Consider the following 14,769-nt stretch of genomic DNA (forward strand, 5'->3'; position numbering starts at 1 on the left):
CAGATGTGGAAGCCCGGTAACGGGTGGAGCTGACTGGTACTAATAGGCCGAGGGCTTGTCCTCAGTTGCTCGCGTCCACTGTGTTAGTTCTGAAGCAACGAACGGTTGCTGGTTTCTAGAGCTAGAACATAACTACAAAGTGTGCTTGTTCGCTCGAAACCGATTAGGGTTTCGGTGGTCATAGCGTTAGGGAAACGCCCGGTTACATTCCGAACCCGGAAGCTAAGCCTTTCAGCGCCGATGGTACTGCAGGGGGGACCCTGTGGGAGAGTAGGACACCGCCGAACAATTTTTCAAAGGACCCCTGGTCCAGCGTTCAACGCTGGAGCAGGGGTCTTTTTTGTTTTCCCGAGCTTTACGTAGCTTCACAGAGCTTTACCCAGCTTTACGCCGAAGCGCGGCCATGGGTTGGTTGCGCGAGAATGACTAGCGGTACCCCGAAGACAGGAGTCACACCCATGTCCAACTCTCCCGACGATCGTCCGGAGCGCGAGCCTCGGCGCAACGACGGCGGTGACAGGGGCGGCTACCGCGGGGGCCGTGACGACCGTGGCGGCGACCGTCCGCCGTTCCGTCGCGACGACCGTGGCGACCGTCCTACCGGTGGTGGCTTCCGTCGTGACGACCGTGGCGGCCGTCCGGCCGGCGGTGGCGACCGTCCGTCGTACCCGCGTCGCGATGACCGCCCCTCCGGTGGCGACCGTCCCTCGGGCGGTGGCTTCCGTCGTGACGACCGTGGCGGCCGCCCGGCCGGCGGTGGCGACCGTCCGTCGTACCCGCGTCGTGACGACCGCCCCTCCGGTGGCGACCGTCCCTCGGGTGGTGGCTTCCGTCGTGATGACCGGGGTGAGCGTCCCTCCGGTGGTGGCTTCCGTGGGAACGACCGCGGTGACCGTCCCTCGTACCCGCGTCGTGATGACGATCGTGGTGGGTTCCGTGGCGGCCGTGACGACCGTGGCGGCGACCGTCCCTCCTACCCGCGTCGTGACGACCGTCCCTCTGGCGGGGACCGTCCGTCCGGTGGTGGGTTCCGTCGTGATGACCGGGGTGAGCGTCCCACCGGTGGTGGCTTCCGTGGGAACGACCGGGGCGACCGTCCCTCGTACCCGCGTCGTGACGACCGCCCCTCCGGTGGCGACCGTCCGTCCTACCCCCGTCGCGACGACGACCGCGGTGGATTCCGCGGCGGCCGCGACGACCGCGGTGGCAACCGCCCGTCGTACCCGCGTCGCGATGACCGTCCCTCTGGCGGGGACCGTCCGTCCGGTGGTGGGTTCCGTCGTGATGACCGGGGTGAGCGTCCCTCCGGTGGTGGCTTCCGTGGGAACGACCGGGGCGACCGTCCCTCGTACCCGCGTCGTGACGACCGCCCCTCCGGTGGCGACCGTCCGTCCTACCCCCGTCGCGATGACGACCGCGGTGGATTCCGCGGCGGCCGCGACGACCGTGGCGGCGACCGTCCCTCCTACCCGCGTCGTGACGACCGTCCCTCCGGTGGGGACCGTCCGTCGTTCCCGCGTCGCGATGACCGCCCCTCCGGTGGTGGGTTCCGTCGTGACGACCGGGGTGAGCGTCCCTCCGGTGGTGGCTTCCGTGGCAACGACCGCGGTGACCGTCCGTCCTACCCGCGTCGTGATGACGACCGTGGTGGGTTCCGTGGCGGCCGTGACGACCGTGGCGGCGACCGTCCGTCGTACCCGCGTCGCGATGACCGTCCCTCTGGCGGGGACCGTCCGTCCGGTGGTGGCTTCCGTCGTGATGACCGGGGTGAGCGTCCCACCGGTGGTGGCTTCCGTGGCAACGACCGGGGCGACCGTCCCTCGTACCCGCGTCGTGACGACCGCCCCTCCGGTGGCGACCGTCCGTCCTACCCCCGTCGCGACGACGACCGCGGTGGATTCCGCGGCGGCCGCGACGACCGTGGCGGTGACCGTCCCTCCTACCCGCGTCGTGACGACCGGGGTGGCGACCGCGGCGGTTTCCGTGGTCGTGACGACCGCGGTGGCGACCGTGACTTCCGTGCGGACCGGGACCCGGTCAAGCGGCTTCCGATCGACGAGGACGTCACCGGTTTCGAGATCGACTCCGACGTTCGCCAGGAGCTGCTGAGCCTGCCCAAGGGGCTGGCCGAGGAAGTCTCCAAGAACCTGGTCATGGTGGCCCGGCTGATCGACGAGGACCCGGAGCAGGCGTACGCGTACTCGCGCATCGCCCTGCGACTGGCCTCCCGTGTCGCCGCCGTGCGCGAGGCCGCCGGCTTCGCCGCGTACGCCAACCAGAAGTACGCCGAGGCGATCGCGGAGTTCCGCGCCGCCAAGCGGATGACCGGTTCGGTCGAGCTGTGGCCCGTCATCGCCGACTGCGAGCGCGGCCTCGGCCGTCCGGAGCGGGCGCTGGCCATGGCCGGCGAGCCCGAGGTGCAGAAGCTGGACAAGGCCGGACAGGTCGAGATGCGTCTGGTCGCGGCCGGTGCCCGCCGGGACATGGACCAGCTCGACGCTGCCATCGTGACCCTGCAGAGCCCGGAGCTGGCCTCCAACTCCGTGCAGCCGTGGACCGCGCGTCTGCGGTACGCCTACGCCGACGCCCTGCTGGCGGCCGGTCGTGAGGACGAGGCGCGCGAGTGGTTCGCCAAGACCCTCGAGGCCGACAAGGACGGGGCCACGGACGCCTCCGACCGGCTCGCCGAGCTGGACGGTGTCGAGTTCGTCGACGCCTCCGCCGACGACTCGGATGTGGACGCGGACGTGGACGTCGAGATCGACGACGCCTTCGACGAGGAGGAAGAGGACGAGGACGACGACGACCCCGAGGTCGCGGCGGCCGAGCGCGCCTCCGACCAGGCCGAGTACTACGACGAGGACGACGACGAGTACGAAGGTGACGCCGATGTCGACGTCACCGACGAGATCGTCGTGCTCGACGAGGACGACGAGGACGATGACGACCGTCAGGACGACGGACGTCGCGAGGCCGGCGTCCGCGACGACGGCTGAGTGAACTGAGAAGGGCGGTACCCCCGATGGGGGTACCGCCCTTTTTTGTTTGGTCCGGGTCCGGGGCCGCGTCCGGGCGCGGGCGCGGGCGTCCTTCAGTCCACGCTGCGCAGGACCAGGCCGGTGGCCGGCTTCGGACCGAAGGAGGTGGACTTGCGGGGCATCGTCACGCCCTGGCGGGCCAGTTCCCGTACGACCGACTCGCGTACGGGGTGCAGCAGGACGGCCGTGCCGCCGAGGCGCTCCGCCATCTCGACGGTGGCCTCGGTGTCGTGGATGTACGAGATCTGGTCGGGGGCGTCGGGCACGGACCAGAGGGTGTCCAGCAGGGTCGCGTGCAGGACCGTGGCGTCCAGCCGGCGCCAGGCCTCGGGGCGGTCGGCCCGGACCGTGCGCTCGATCAGGGCCGGCTCCGGGTCGGTGACCAGGTGGAAGGTGCCGTCGCCGGTGAGCAGGAAGGCGTTGCCGAGCTCCGCGGCCTCGGCCAGGGCCGCCATGGCGGCCGGCAGCGGGCCGTCCACGGTGCGGATCCGGAAGCGGCCGTCCAGGGCGGCCAGGGCGTCGGCAGGGGCCAGGCGCCGCAGGAGCCGGTGGATCGCCCGGACCTGAAGCGGGTAGCGGGCGGTGTCGACGAGGAGGACCAGGCCGAAGTCCCAGGGGGTGGGGGAGCCGTGCTCTTCCTGGAGGCGCAGGTACGTGGCCCAGCGGTGGTGGCCGTCGGCGATGAGGGCCTGGCGTTCGCCCAGGTCGGCGGTGATCGCCGCCAGGGCGGCCGGCTCCGTGATCGCCCACAGGCGGTGCTGGAAGCCGTCCTCGGTGGTGGTGGAGAACAGCGGGGTGGAGCGGGCGGTGCGCTCGACGACCGCGGCCGCGCCCGCCGCCGGATCGTCACCGAGGTAGGTCAGGAGGAGCGGTTCGAGGTTCGCGGAGGTGGCGCGCATCAGGCCGGCGCGGTCGGTGACCACGTGCGGCATGACGTCCTCGTGGGGGAGGACGATCCCGGCGTCCGCCGCGGACAGGGCGAGGGCCCCGATGACCCCGCGCTGGAGGAGCTCGCCCCGGCGCTGCTCGTACACGTAGAGCGCGGGCACGGGATCGGCGCTGAGGATGCCCTCGGCGAGCCAGTCGCGCAGGGTGTGCGCCGCCTGCTGGTTGCGGGCGGCGGGGGTGTCGGCCTGCGGGAGGATCAGGCGGACGATGTTGTGGGGGTCGGCGGACTCCAGGTGGTTGAGTCCGTCGGGGCGCACGACCACGTCGTACGGCGGCGAGGTGACGGCGGCCAGGCTGCCGACGCGCTCGGGGACATAGCGCAGGCCATGGAACGGGATCAGGCGCAGTCCGTGGTCCGCGGTGCCAGATGTGGTCATTGGAGAATCGTAAGACCCGTCTCGCCATGCGGGATGATCGGGGGAGTACGGAAACCGGACAAGATCGATCTCTCCCGGCTGTCGCCGGGAGGGGCCCCAGGAGGAGCGGACACCATGACCCGGCAGAGCAGGACCCTTCCCGCGGGCAGTGAGCGGAGTCTGCACCAGGCGTACGACACGGCTCTGCTGGACCTCGACGGGGTGGTGTACGCGGGCGGCGAGGCCATCGCGCACGCCGTGGACTCGCTCGCGACGGCGCGCGGCGACGGGATGCACCTGGCCTATGTGACGAACAACGCGCTGCGTACTCCGGACGCGGTCGCCGCGCACCTGAGCGAGCTGGGGATCCCGACGGAGGCCGGCGAGGTGATCACCTCCGCGCAGGCGGTGGCCCGGCTCATCGCCGAGCAGGTGGAGCCCGGTGCGAAGGTGCTGGTCGTCGGCGGCGAGGGGCTGCGGGTCGCGCTGCGCGAGCGCGGGCTGGTGCCGGTGGACTCCGCCGAGGAGGAGGGGCTCGCCGCGGTGGTCCAGGGGTACGGGGGGCCCGACCTGCAGTGGTCGCGGTTCGCGGAGGCCTCGTACGCGATCAACCGCGGGGTGCCGTGGTACGCCTCGAACACCGACCTGACGATTCCGAGTGCGCGGGGGATCGCCCCGGGCAACGGGGCCGCCGTGGAGGTCGTACGGATCGCCACGGGCGCGGAGCCGCAGGTGGCGGGCAAGCCGCTGCCCCCGATGCACCGCGAGACCGTGCTGCGGACCGGGGCGAAGCGGCCGCTGGTGGTCGGCGACCGGCTGGACACCGACATCGAGGGCGCCTTCAACGGGGACGTGGACTCGCTGCTCGTGCTGACCGGGGTGACGGACGGGGCGCAGCTGCTGCGGGCCGAGCCGAAGTACCGGCCGACGTACGTGGACCGGGACCTGCGCGGGCTGCTGACCGGGCAGCCGGAGGTGGTGCCGGTGGCCGGGGGCGGGTTCCGCTGCGGGGAGTGGACCGCGGTGGCGCTGGACGGCGTACTGGAGCTGCGCGGCGAGGACGGGGCGGGTGCCTCCGGCGGTGGGGACGGGGCGGGTGCCTCCGGTGGTGGGGGTGACGCCGACGGTGCCATGGACGGGCTGCGGGCGTTGTGCGCGGCGGCCTGGACGCAGGCGGGGGACGGGTCGTGCGGGCTGGACGCGGGGAAGGCGCTGGCCCGGCTGGGGCTTTAGGGGTCCGGGCGGTGGGCACCGGGGCGGCCGGGGTGGGGCGTTCGGGGTCGAAGCCCTGGTCGGAGCCCTCGCCGGGGGGCTGGTCGGCCGGGTGTTCGAGGGCGCCGAGCGTGGTGGAGGGTAGGCTAACCTAACTTTCGTGTTGGTCCAGAGTCCCCCCGAACCGAGCGCGGCGCCGGCCGCCGCCACCCGTTCGCGCCACGGCGCGCGCGCCGCCGGTCTGCTCGCCGCCCTCGGCGTGCTCGCGCTGATCGTGGTGGCGAGCATCGCCGTCGGCGCGAAGCAGATGCCCCTCCACGAGGTCTGGCACGGCCTGTTCCACTTCTCCGGGACGGCCTCCGACGTCGTCGTACGCGACCTGCGGGTGCCGCGCACCCTGCTGGGCGTGCTCGTCGGCCTCGGCCTCGGACTGTCCGGCGCCGTGATGCAGGCCCTGACCCGCAACCCGCTCGCGGAGCCGGGCATCCTCGGCGTCAACGCGGGGGCCGCGGCGGCCGTCGTATCGGCCATCAGCTTCTTCGGGGCGTCCTCGCTGGGCGAGTTCGTGTGGTGGGCCTTCCTCGGCGCCGCCGTCGTCTCCGTCGTCGTGTACGTGCTCGGCGGCAGCCGCAGCGCCACGCCCGTGCGCCTGGCGCTCGCCGGTACGGCGGCCACCGCGGCCCTCGTCGGGTACATCAACGCCGTGCAGCTGATGGACAGCAAGGCGCTGGACAAGCTCCGCTTCTGGACCGTGGGCTCGCTGGCCTCCGCGAACATGGACACCGTCCGGCAGGTGGCGCCCTTCCTGGTGGTCGGCGCCGTCCTCGCACTCGCCCTGGGCCGGCCGCTCAACGCCATGGCCCTGGGCGACGACACCGCGCGGGCGCTCGGCGCGCACCTGACGCGGACCCGGATCGGCGCGATGGCCGCCATCACCCTGCTGTGCGGGGCCGCGACCGCCGCCTGCGGGCCGATCGTCTTCGTCGGCCTGATGATCCCGCACCTCGTACGGTTCTTCACCGGCCCGGACATGCGCTGGGTGCTGGCGTACTCGGCGGTCCTCTCGCCCGTCCTGCTGCTCGGCGCCGACGTCGTCGGACGGGTCGTCACCCGGCCCGCCGAACTCCAGGTCGGCATCGTCACCGCGCTGATCGGCGGCCCCGTCTTCATCCACCTCGTCCGGCGCAAGAGGATGGCCCAGCTGTGACCGTGACCGACGTACCCGACCTGCCCGGCGCACCCGTCGCGCCCGATGCGGTGCGCAGGGGCCGGAGCGGGCCACGCCCGGTGCGCCTGCCCGGCGGGCTGTCGCTGCGCGTGGAGCGGCGCGCGCTGGCCGTCGGGGCGCTGCTCCTGGCGCTCGTGGCGGCGACGGCCGTCCTGCTCATCGGCACGGGCGACTTCGACATCGCCCCCTGGGACGTCGTACGGACCCTGCTGGGCAACGGCACGCCGGCGCACGAGTTCATCGTCAACGACCTGCGGCTGCCGCGGGTCCTGGTCGGCCTCCTGGTGGGCGCGGCCCTCGGCATGGCGGGCGCCGTCTTCCAGTCCGTCTCGCGCAACCCGCTCGGCTCTCCGGACGTGCTCGGCTTCGGATACGGATCGGCCGTCGGCGCCCTGCTCGTCATCGTGCTGTTCCACGGCAGCGCCGGCGAGGTGGCCGCCGGGGCCCTCGTGGGCGGGCTGGTGGCGGGAATCGCCGTGTACCTGCTCGCGTACAAGCAGGGCATCCAGGGCTACCGGCTGGTCCTCGTCGGCATCGGCGCCTCCGCGATGCTGACCGCCGTCATCCAGTACCTGCTGACGAAGGCGCAGCTCGTCGAGGCCACCCGCGCCATGGTCTGGCTGACCGGCTCGCTGGCCGGGCGGGACTGGGCGCAGGTCTGGCCACTGCTCGCGACCTGCGCGGTGCTGTTCCCGCTGGTCCTCGGCCGGAGCCGGGCCCTGCGGATGATCGAGATGGGCGACGACGCGGCGTACGCCGTCGGGGTGCGGGTGGAACGGACCCGGCTGCTGCTGATGGTGGCGGCGATCCTGCTCACCACCGCGGCCAGCGCCGCGGCCGGGCCGATCAGTTTCGTCGCGCTGGCCGCGCCGCAGCTCGCGCGCCGGCTGACCCGCTCGTCCGGGGCGTGCCTGCTGACCGGGGCGCTGATGGGCGCGCTCCTGCTGCTGGTGTCCGACTGGGCCGCGCAGCGGGCCTTCGGCGCGGACCAGTTGCCGGTGGGGGTGGTGACGGGGCTGGTCGGCGGCTGCTACCTGCTCTGGCTGCTCGTCACCGAGCGCAAGGCGGGCCGCATATGAACGACCGGAGCAGTGCGAACGACCAGAGGAGCAGGCAAGTGCAGCGGCTGACCACGGAGAACGTGACCCTCGGCTACGACCAGCGGGTCATCGCCGAGAACCTCTCGGTGGAGATCCCCGACCACTCCTTCACCGTGATCGTCGGCCCCAACGCCTGCGGGAAGTCCACCCTGCTGCGGGCGCTGTCGCGGATGCTGAAGCCGACGGCGGGGCGGGTGCTGCTGGACGGTCAGGTCATCGGGTCGATGCCGGCGAAGAAGGTGGCCAGGACGCTGGGTCTGCTGCCGCAGTCCTCGATCGCCCCCGACGGGATCACCGTGGCGGACCTGGTCTCGCGGGGCCGCTACCCGCACCAGGGGCTGCTGCGGCAGTGGTCTGCGGACGACGAGCGGATCGTGGAGGAGTCGATGGCCTCCACCGGGGTCGCCGAGCTCGCGGACCGGGCCGTGGACGAGCTGTCCGGAGGGCAGCGCCAGCGGGTGTGGATCGCGATGGCGCTGGCGCAGCAGACCCCGCTGCTGCTGCTGGACGAGCCGACGACCTACCTGGACATCCAGCACCAGATCGAGGTGCTCGACCTCTGCGCGGAGCTGCACGAGGAGCGGGGGCGCACGCTGGTCGCCGTGCTCCACGATCTGAACCACGCGGCGCGCTACGCCACCCACCTGATCGCGATGCGGGACGGGAAGGTCGTCGCCGAGGGGCCGCCGGGCGAGGTGGTGACGGCGGAGCTGGTGGAGCGGGTGTTCGGGCTGCGGTGCCAGGTCATCCCCGACCCGGAGACGGGGACCCCGCTGGTGATTCCCGCGGCGCGGGCCGCTCGCGCGGTGGCTCGCGCCGGGTAGGCCGGTGCGGCGCCGCTTCCCGGGGCTAGCCCCGGGCCCTGGGCCTCGAACGCCGGCGGGGCTGGATGTGCCCGGTGCCGCTTGAGGCACGAGCCCCGGCGGGGCTGGACGAGGCCCCGGCGGTGCCCGACACGCGCCGGGGTGCGGGGCGGGCGCCGGGTCCTACGCGGCGGGCGGTGTCAGAGCAGGCTCTTGAGGCGGAGCAGGTCGCGGAAGCCCGCTTCCAGGCGGATGCGGCCCGAGGCCCAGGCCTTGGGGAACTTCAGGTCGCCGGCGACCAGGGACACCAGGTCGTCGCCGGTCATCGCGAGCCGGATCTCGGCCTTGGCGGACGGCGGGCCCGCCGCCACCGCGTCCACGCGGATCCGGCCTCCGTCGAGGCGGCCCGTGAAGGTCCGGTCCAGGTCGGTGATGTGGCAGCTCAGCGAGCGGTCGAGCGCGGTCGCACCGCGCACGTCGCCTTCGGCCCGCGCCAGGTTGTCGGAGAGTTGGTCGAGTGCCGCACGGCACTCCTCGATCGTAGCCATCGTGATCCCGACCGTACCGCAGAGCCGTGCGCGGTCGCGGGCGCCCTACGCGGTAGCGTCGGGGGCATGAGCGAAGAAGCGCCCGATGCGGTCCAGGAGCCCGGCGGAGCCCCGGACGAAGCCCCGGACGCGCCCGCCGGGCCGGCCGCGCTGGGACTCGTACGCACTCCCACCGGGCACGCCGGGGCGGACGCCGCGCTGGAGCGGCTGGCGGACGTGGACCACCTCCCGGCGGACGGACACGTCGAGGTGTACGAGGATGTGCACAGGGGGCTGCGCTCCGCGCTGACCGCGCTGGACGCGCCGATCGGCCCCCGTCCGTACGAAAACAGGAGCTGAACCGATCGTGGCAGGAGTGGCACGCCGCCGCCTGGACGCCGAACTGGTACGCCGCAGCATGGCCCGCTCGCGCGAGCACGCCGCGCAGCTGATCGCCGCCGGCCGGGTGACCGTGGGCGGCAACACGGCGACGAAGCCGGCCACCCAGGTCGAGACCAGCGCGGCCCTCGTCGTCCTCAAGGACGACAGCGACCCCGACTACGTCTCCCGGGGCGGCCACAAGCTGGCGGGGGCGCTCGCGGCCTTCCAGCCCCAGGGGCTGCGCGTGGAGGGCCGGCGGGCGCTGGACGCGGGCGCCTCGACCGGCGGGTTCACGGACGTGCTGCTGCGCGCCGGGGTGGACCACGTGATGGCCGTGGACGTCGGCTACGGGCAGCTCGCCTGGTCCCTGCAGAGCGACGACCGGGTCACCGTCAAGGACCGCACCAACGTGCGCGAGCTCACGGTGGAGCTGATCGACGGGGTGCCCGTGGACCTGGTCGTCGGTGATCTGTCCTTCATCTCGATCGGTCTGGTGCTGCCCGCGCTCGTACGCTGCTGCGCGCCCGACGCGGATCTGGTGCTGATGGTCAAGCCGCAGTTCGAGGTCGGCAAGGACCGGCTCGGCAGCGGTGGCGTGGTGCGCAGTACGGAGCTGCGCGCCGAAGCCGTGCGGGACGTCGCGGCGCAGGCCTGGAAGCTGGGCCTGGGGGTGCTCGGGGTGACCGCGAGCCCGCTCCCGGGCCCCTCGGGCAACGTCGAGTATTTTCTGTGGCTGCGGGCGGGGGCACCGGCACTCGACCCGGCGGATGTTGACCGTGCAGTGGCGGAGGGGCCGCAGTGAGTGATCTTTCGGGGGACCCGGCACAGCCGGGGAAGTCAGGGAAGTCAGAGGGAACGGGGAAGCGGACCGTCTTCCTGCTCGCGCACACCGGGCGGCCCGCTGCCATTCGCAGCGCCGAGCTGGTGGTGCAGGGACTGCTGCGCAGCGGGCTGGGCGTACGGGTGCTGCGGCACGAGGCGGTGGACCTGCCGCTGCCGCCCGAGGTGGAGCTGGTGGCCGAGTCCGAGTGCACCCCGGAGGTGCTCGACGGGTGCGAGCTGCTGATCGTGCTCGGCGGCGACGGGACGCTGCTGCGGGGCGCGGAGTTCGCGCGCGGCTCCGGGGTGCCGATGCTCGGCGTCAACCTGGGCCGGGTGGGCTTCCTCGCGGAGGCGGAACGGGACGACCTGGACAAGGTCGTGGACCGGGTCGTGACGCGGGAGTACGAGGTCGAGGAGCGGATGACCCTCGACGTGATCGTACGGACCAACGGGGACGTGGTGCACCGGGACTGGGCGCTGAACGAGGCGGCCGTCCAGAAGGTGTCCCCGGAGCGGATGCTGGAGGTGGTCCTGGAGATCGACGGGCGCCCGGTGTCCGGCTTCGGCTGTGACGGGATCGTCTGCGCGACCCCGACGGGCTCGACGGCGTACGCCTTCTCGGCCGGCGGGCCGGTGGTCTGGCCGGAGGTGGAGGCGCTGCTGATGGTGCCGATCAGCGCGCACGCGCTGTTCGCGAAGCCGCTGGTGACCTCGCCGGACTCGGTGCTGGCCGTGGAGGTGCAGACCGGTACCCCGCACGGGGTGCTGTGGTGCGACGGACGGCGGACGGTGGAGCTGCCGGCCGGGGCCCGGGTGGAGGTCCGGCGGGGCACGGTGCCGGTGCGGCTCGCCCGGCTGCACCACGCGTCGTTCACCGACCGGCTCGTCGCGAAGTTCGCGCTGCCGGTGTCGGGATGGCGGGGGGCTCCGCACTAGCCCGGCACGAGTCCCGTACTTGTTCCGCACGGGTGCGGGGTCGGGTGCGGGGCCGGCGGACCGGGTCTCTCGCCGCCCTGCACGGGTTCTGTGCACCGCGCGTACGTAAATAGTATGATTGTTCGAGTCGGTTCGGGCGGGTGACGTCACATGGCACCCATGAAACCTCGGTATCGTCGTCCCGTGCTTGAGGAGATGCGGATACGGTCGCTCGGGGTCATCGACGACGCAGTGGTCGAGCTGTCACCCGGTTTCACCGCGGTGACCGGCGAGACCGGCGCGGGCAAGACCATGGTCGTCACCAGCCTCGGGCTGCTGCTCGGCGGGCGCGCCGACCCCGCGCTGGTGCGGATCGGTGCCAAGGCGGCGGTCGTCGAAGGGCGCATCGTCATGCGCCCGGACGCCCCCGCCGCGCTGCGCGCCGAGGAGGCCGGAGCCGAGCTCGACGACGGCGCCCTGCTGATCAGCCGGACCGTTTCCGCCGAGGGCCGCTCGCGCGCCCACGTCGGCGGCCGCTCCGTGCCCGTCGGGCTGCTCGCCGAACTCGCCGACGACCTCGTCGCCGTCCACGGCCAGACCGACCAGCAGGGCCTGCTCCGGCCGGCCCGCCAGCGCCAGGCCCTCGACCGGTACGCGGGCGACGCCGTCGCCGTCCCGCTGGAGAAGTACGCCGCCGCCCACCGCAGGCTGCGCGCCGTCGCCGGCGAGCTGGAGGAGATCACCACCCGGGCCCGGGAACGGGCCCAGGAGGCCGATCTGCTGCGCTTCGGGCTCGACGAGATCGCCGCCGTGGAACCCCTCTCCGGCGAGGACACCGAGCTGGCGGCCGAGGCGGAGCGCCTCGGGCACGCCGAATCCCTGTCCTCGGCCGCCCAGGTCGCGCACGCGGCCCTCGCCGGCAACGTCGAGGACCCCGAGGGCGTCGACGCGGGCGCGCTCGTCGCCGGGGCGCACCGCGCACTGGAATCCGTACGCTCCCACGACCCGGCGCTCGGCGCGCTCGCCGAGCGGATCGGGGAACTGGGCATCCTGCTCGGGGACGTCGCCGGGGAACTCGCCGGCTACGCGGACGACCTGGACGCCGACCCGCTGCGGCTGGCGGCCGTGGAGGAACGGCGGGCGGCGCTGACCCAGCTGATCCGGAAGTACGGCTCCGGCGAGGGCGGAGTGGACTCCGTCCTGGAGTGGGCCGAACGCGGGTCCGTACGGCTGCTGGAGCTGGACGGGGACGACGAGCGGATCGGGGAGCTGACCGCGGAGCGGGACGGACTGCGGCTGGAACTCTCCGCACTGGCACAGGCGTTGACGGATGCGCGGAACGAGGCGGCGACCCGTTTCGCGTCGGCGGTCACCGAGGAGCTGGCCTCCCTGGCGATGCCGCACGCACGGGTCACCATCGACGTCCGGCAGACCGAGGACCCCGAGGGGGTCGAGGTCGGCGGGCGGCTCGTCGCGTACGGGCCCTCCGGCGCCGACGAGGTCGAACTGCTGCTGGCCCCGCACCCCGGCGCCCAGCCGAGGCCCATCGCCAAGGGCGCCTCGGGCGGTGAGCTGTCCCGGGTGATGCTCGCCGTCGAGGTCGTCTTCGCGGGCTCCGACCCGGTGCCGACGTACCTCTTCGACGAGGTCGACGCGGGCGTCGGCGGCAAGGCGGCCGTGGAGGTCGGGCGGCGGCTCGCGAAGCTGGCCAAGTCGGCGCAGGTGGTCGTCGTCACGCACCTCCCGCAGGTGGCGGCCTTCGCGGACCGGCAGCTGCTGGTGGAGAAGACCAACGACGGGTCCGTGACCCGCAGCGGCGTCACCGTCCTGGAGGGCGAGGCCCGGATCCGCGAGCTGTCGCGGATGCTGGCCGGGCACGAGGACTCGGCGTCGGCGCGGGCGCACGCGGAAGAGCTGCTGGAGGCGGCGCGGAGTCCGGAGTAGGGGGTTCCGTCGTCGCGAGGGTCAGCCGGCTGACCCTCGGATAGCCCGTGTGGGTGAGGATCGGGGGGTCGTGGCGTTATCTCACCCGGGATCCGTACCCGTATGGTCCCGGAACGCGCGTGCGGACTGGCATTCTGAGCGACGTCCCTGCCTTCCTCCCACACCCTGGAGCTTCGGCCCGTGAGCAGCTCCCCGGTCCCCGTCCCCGTCCTTCGCACCGTCCAGGTACTCGGCGGCGCGAGCGGTGGTGCGCACGTGCGGTCGCTGGCCACCGGGCTCGCCGCGCGCGGCGTACGGGTCACCGTGTGCGGGCCCGTCGAGACGGAGGGGGAGTACGACTTCACCGGCGCCGGGGCGCGGTTCACCCCGGACGCGGTGAGCGCCCTGCGGGCCGCCTGCTTCGAGGCCGACGTGGTGCACGCGCACGGCGTACGGGCCGGCATGCGGGCGGCGCTGGCCCTGCGCGGGCGGCGGGTCCCCCTGGTCGTGAGCTGGCACGGCGGCGGCCCCGGCAGCGGCCGCCTGAGCCTGCTGCTGGAACGGCACGTGGCGCGGGCCGCGGCGATCGTCCTCGGCGGTTCCTCGGCGCAGGTGGACCTGGCCCGGCTGCGGGGGGCGCGGGACGCGCGGCTGGCGGCGGTGGCGGTGGCGGTGGCTTCGGGGACCTCCGGGACCTCCGGCACCTCTCGCGCTGTGGACGCGCCCGACCACGGGAAGGTGCGGGCGGAACTCGGGGCCGTGGAGCGGCCGTTGATCATCGCGGTCGGGAGCCTGGTACCGCGGCGCGGGTACTCCCTCCTGCTGGACGCGGCGCGGGAGTGGCGGAACCTGGATCCGATGCCGCTGCTGGTGATCGCGGGGGAGGGTCCGATGCGGGGGGAGCTCGCGCGGCGCATCCAGGCGGAGCACCTGCCGGTGCGGCTGCTCGGGCAGCGGCGGGATGCCGCGCGGCTGCTGGCGGCGGCGGATGTCGCGGTGCTGCCGAGCCGGTGGGAGGCGCGGTCGCCGCTCGCGCAGGAGGCTCTGCGGTTGGGCGTGCCGTTGGTGGCGACGGCGGTGGGCGGGGTGCCGGAGCTGGTGGGGGCGGCGGGGGTGCTGGTGCCTTACGGCGACGCGGGGGCGCTGGCCGCTGCGGTGGCCGGGCTGCTGGCGGATCCCGCGCGGCGGGGGGAGCTGGTGGCGGCGGGGCGGGCCCAGGCCCTGACGTGGCCGTCGGAGGACGACACGGTGGCGCAGGTCCTGTCGGTGTACGACGAGCTGATGTCGCGCCGGCGGTAGCGCTCCGCTGGGGTGGCCCGGGTTTTGGCCGGCTGCGGGTGGGGGCCGGTGCCGGGGGCGGGGTGGGGTGTCGGCCTGGACTGCATGATTTAGGCGCCCTGGATCGAACGTTCGACAGTTGTGGCTTCCCGATGCGCCACAAATCACGCTCTACGTCCCGGCCAACACCCCACCCCCCCCCCCGCCCCCGCCCCGCCCGCACCCCACCCCACGCAGA

At 73.4% G+C, this 14,769-nt stretch carries 12 protein-coding genes, 1 rRNA gene and 1 pseudogene; 12 read left to right on the forward strand and 2 right to left on the reverse strand.

Translation table 11 applies throughout. The features are described 5' to 3' along the window. Positions 1-170: 170 nt before the first annotated feature. From rrf to ACWCP2_RS37065, 3 genes and pseudogenes are all read left to right on the forward strand, one after another. Positions 171-287 (forward strand): 5S ribosomal RNA (gene rrf / locus ACWCP2_RS37055). A 135-nt stretch (positions 288-422) separates the two neighbouring features. Beyond that, positions 423-1,649, forward strand: a pseudogene (locus ACWCP2_RS37060) (hypothetical protein); the annotation flags it as partial. A 456-nt stretch (positions 1,650-2,105) separates the two neighbouring features. Further along, positions 2,106-2,996: a hypothetical protein gene (locus ACWCP2_RS37065; RefSeq protein WP_450912940.1), complete on the forward strand. Its 891-nt coding sequence runs from the start codon at positions 2,106-2,108 to the stop codon at positions 2,994-2,996. Positions 2,997-3,091: 95 nt separating this feature from the next. Here the strand turns inward: ACWCP2_RS37065 and ACWCP2_RS37070 are convergent, their stop codons facing one another. Next, on the reverse strand, positions 3,092-4,363 hold the full coding sequence (locus ACWCP2_RS37070) for a DUF1015 family protein (RefSeq protein WP_450912933.1): 1,272 nt from the start codon (positions 4,361-4,363) through the stop codon (positions 3,092-3,094). A 114-nt stretch (positions 4,364-4,477) separates the two neighbouring features. Between ACWCP2_RS37070 and ACWCP2_RS37075 the strand changes: the two genes are divergently transcribed. The 4 genes from ACWCP2_RS37075 to ACWCP2_RS37090 all read left to right on the forward strand — a co-directional run bounded on the left by ACWCP2_RS37075 (position 4,478) and on the right by ACWCP2_RS37090 (position 8,706). Next, positions 4,478-5,575: an HAD-IIA family hydrolase gene (locus ACWCP2_RS37075; protein WP_450912934.1), complete on the forward strand. Its 1,098-nt coding sequence runs from the start codon at positions 4,478-4,480 to the stop codon at positions 5,573-5,575. A 142-nt stretch (positions 5,576-5,717) separates the two neighbouring features. Further along, positions 5,718-6,761, forward strand: coding sequence for a FecCD family ABC transporter permease (locus ACWCP2_RS37080; protein ID WP_450912941.1), 1,044 nt, complete (start codon positions 5,718-5,720; stop codon positions 6,759-6,761). Between the two features lie 50 nt (positions 6,762-6,811). Continuing rightward, a complete protein-coding gene (locus ACWCP2_RS37085) occupies positions 6,812-7,861 on the forward strand; it encodes a FecCD family ABC transporter permease (RefSeq protein WP_450912942.1) in 1,050 nt (349 codons plus the stop codon). Continuing rightward, positions 7,858-8,706 carry an ABC transporter ATP-binding protein gene (locus tag ACWCP2_RS37090; protein WP_450912935.1) on the forward strand — a complete coding sequence of 283 codons (849 nt, stop codon included), beginning with the start codon at positions 7,858-7,860 and terminating at the stop codon, positions 8,704-8,706. The genes ACWCP2_RS37085 and ACWCP2_RS37090 overlap by 4 nt, the downstream gene beginning before the upstream one ends. 179 nt (positions 8,707-8,885) lie before the next feature. Here the strand turns inward: ACWCP2_RS37090 and ACWCP2_RS37095 are convergent, their stop codons facing one another. Then, positions 8,886-9,233, reverse strand: a complete 348-nt coding sequence (locus tag ACWCP2_RS37095) for a sterol-binding protein (RefSeq protein WP_450912936.1) — start codon at positions 9,231-9,233, stop codon at positions 8,886-8,888. A gap of 66 nt (positions 9,234-9,299) precedes the next feature. Here ACWCP2_RS37095 and ACWCP2_RS37100 point away from each other — a divergent pair, with 66 nt between their 5' ends. From ACWCP2_RS37100 to ACWCP2_RS37120, 5 genes are all read left to right on the forward strand, one after another. After that, positions 9,300-9,572 carry a hypothetical protein gene (locus ACWCP2_RS37100; protein ID WP_450912937.1) on the forward strand — a complete coding sequence of 91 codons (273 nt, stop codon included), beginning with the start codon at positions 9,300-9,302 and terminating at the stop codon, positions 9,570-9,572. Between the two features lie 7 nt (positions 9,573-9,579). Next, complete coding sequence (locus tag ACWCP2_RS37105) at positions 9,580-10,395, forward strand: TlyA family RNA methyltransferase (RefSeq protein WP_243342072.1); 816 nt, start codon at positions 9,580-9,582, stop codon at positions 10,393-10,395. Beyond that, on the forward strand, positions 10,392-11,351 hold the full coding sequence (locus ACWCP2_RS37110; RefSeq protein WP_450912938.1) for an NAD kinase: 960 nt from the start codon (positions 10,392-10,394) through the stop codon (positions 11,349-11,351). The genes ACWCP2_RS37105 and ACWCP2_RS37110 overlap by 4 nt, the downstream gene beginning before the upstream one ends. A gap of 195 nt (positions 11,352-11,546) precedes the next feature. Then, positions 11,547-13,274: a DNA repair protein RecN gene (gene recN / locus ACWCP2_RS37115; RefSeq protein WP_450912943.1), complete on the forward strand. Its 1,728-nt coding sequence runs from the start codon at positions 11,547-11,549 to the stop codon at positions 13,272-13,274. 180 nt (positions 13,275-13,454) lie between these two features. After that, positions 13,455-14,552 carry a glycosyltransferase family 4 protein gene (locus ACWCP2_RS37120; protein WP_450912939.1) on the forward strand — a complete coding sequence of 366 codons (1,098 nt, stop codon included), beginning with the start codon at positions 13,455-13,457 and terminating at the stop codon, positions 14,550-14,552. Positions 14,553-14,769: the final 217 nt, after the last annotated feature.

This window comes from Streptomyces sp. NPDC002104 (genome assembly GCF_053593795.1).

Excerpts from the sequence above, each read along its gene's own strand:
- ACWCP2_RS37070 (WP_450912933.1), bottom strand. The coding sequence starts at position 4,363 with ATGACCACATCTGGCACCGCGGACCACGGACTGCGCCTGATCCCGTTC.
- ACWCP2_RS37075 (WP_450912934.1), top strand. The coding sequence starts at position 4,478 with ATGACCCGGCAGAGCAGGACCCTTCCCGCGGGCAGTGAGCGGAGTCTG.
- ACWCP2_RS37090 (WP_450912935.1), top strand. The coding sequence starts at position 7,858 with ATGAACGACCGGAGCAGTGCGAACGACCAGAGGAGCAGGCAAGTGCAG.
- ACWCP2_RS37095 (WP_450912936.1), bottom strand. The coding sequence starts at position 9,233 with ATGGCTACGATCGAGGAGTGCCGTGCGGCACTCGACCAACTCTCCGAC.
- ACWCP2_RS37100 (WP_450912937.1), top strand. The coding sequence starts at position 9,300 with ATGAGCGAAGAAGCGCCCGATGCGGTCCAGGAGCCCGGCGGAGCCCCG.
- recN (WP_450912943.1), top strand. The coding sequence starts at position 11,547 with ATGCGGATACGGTCGCTCGGGGTCATCGACGACGCAGTGGTCGAGCTG.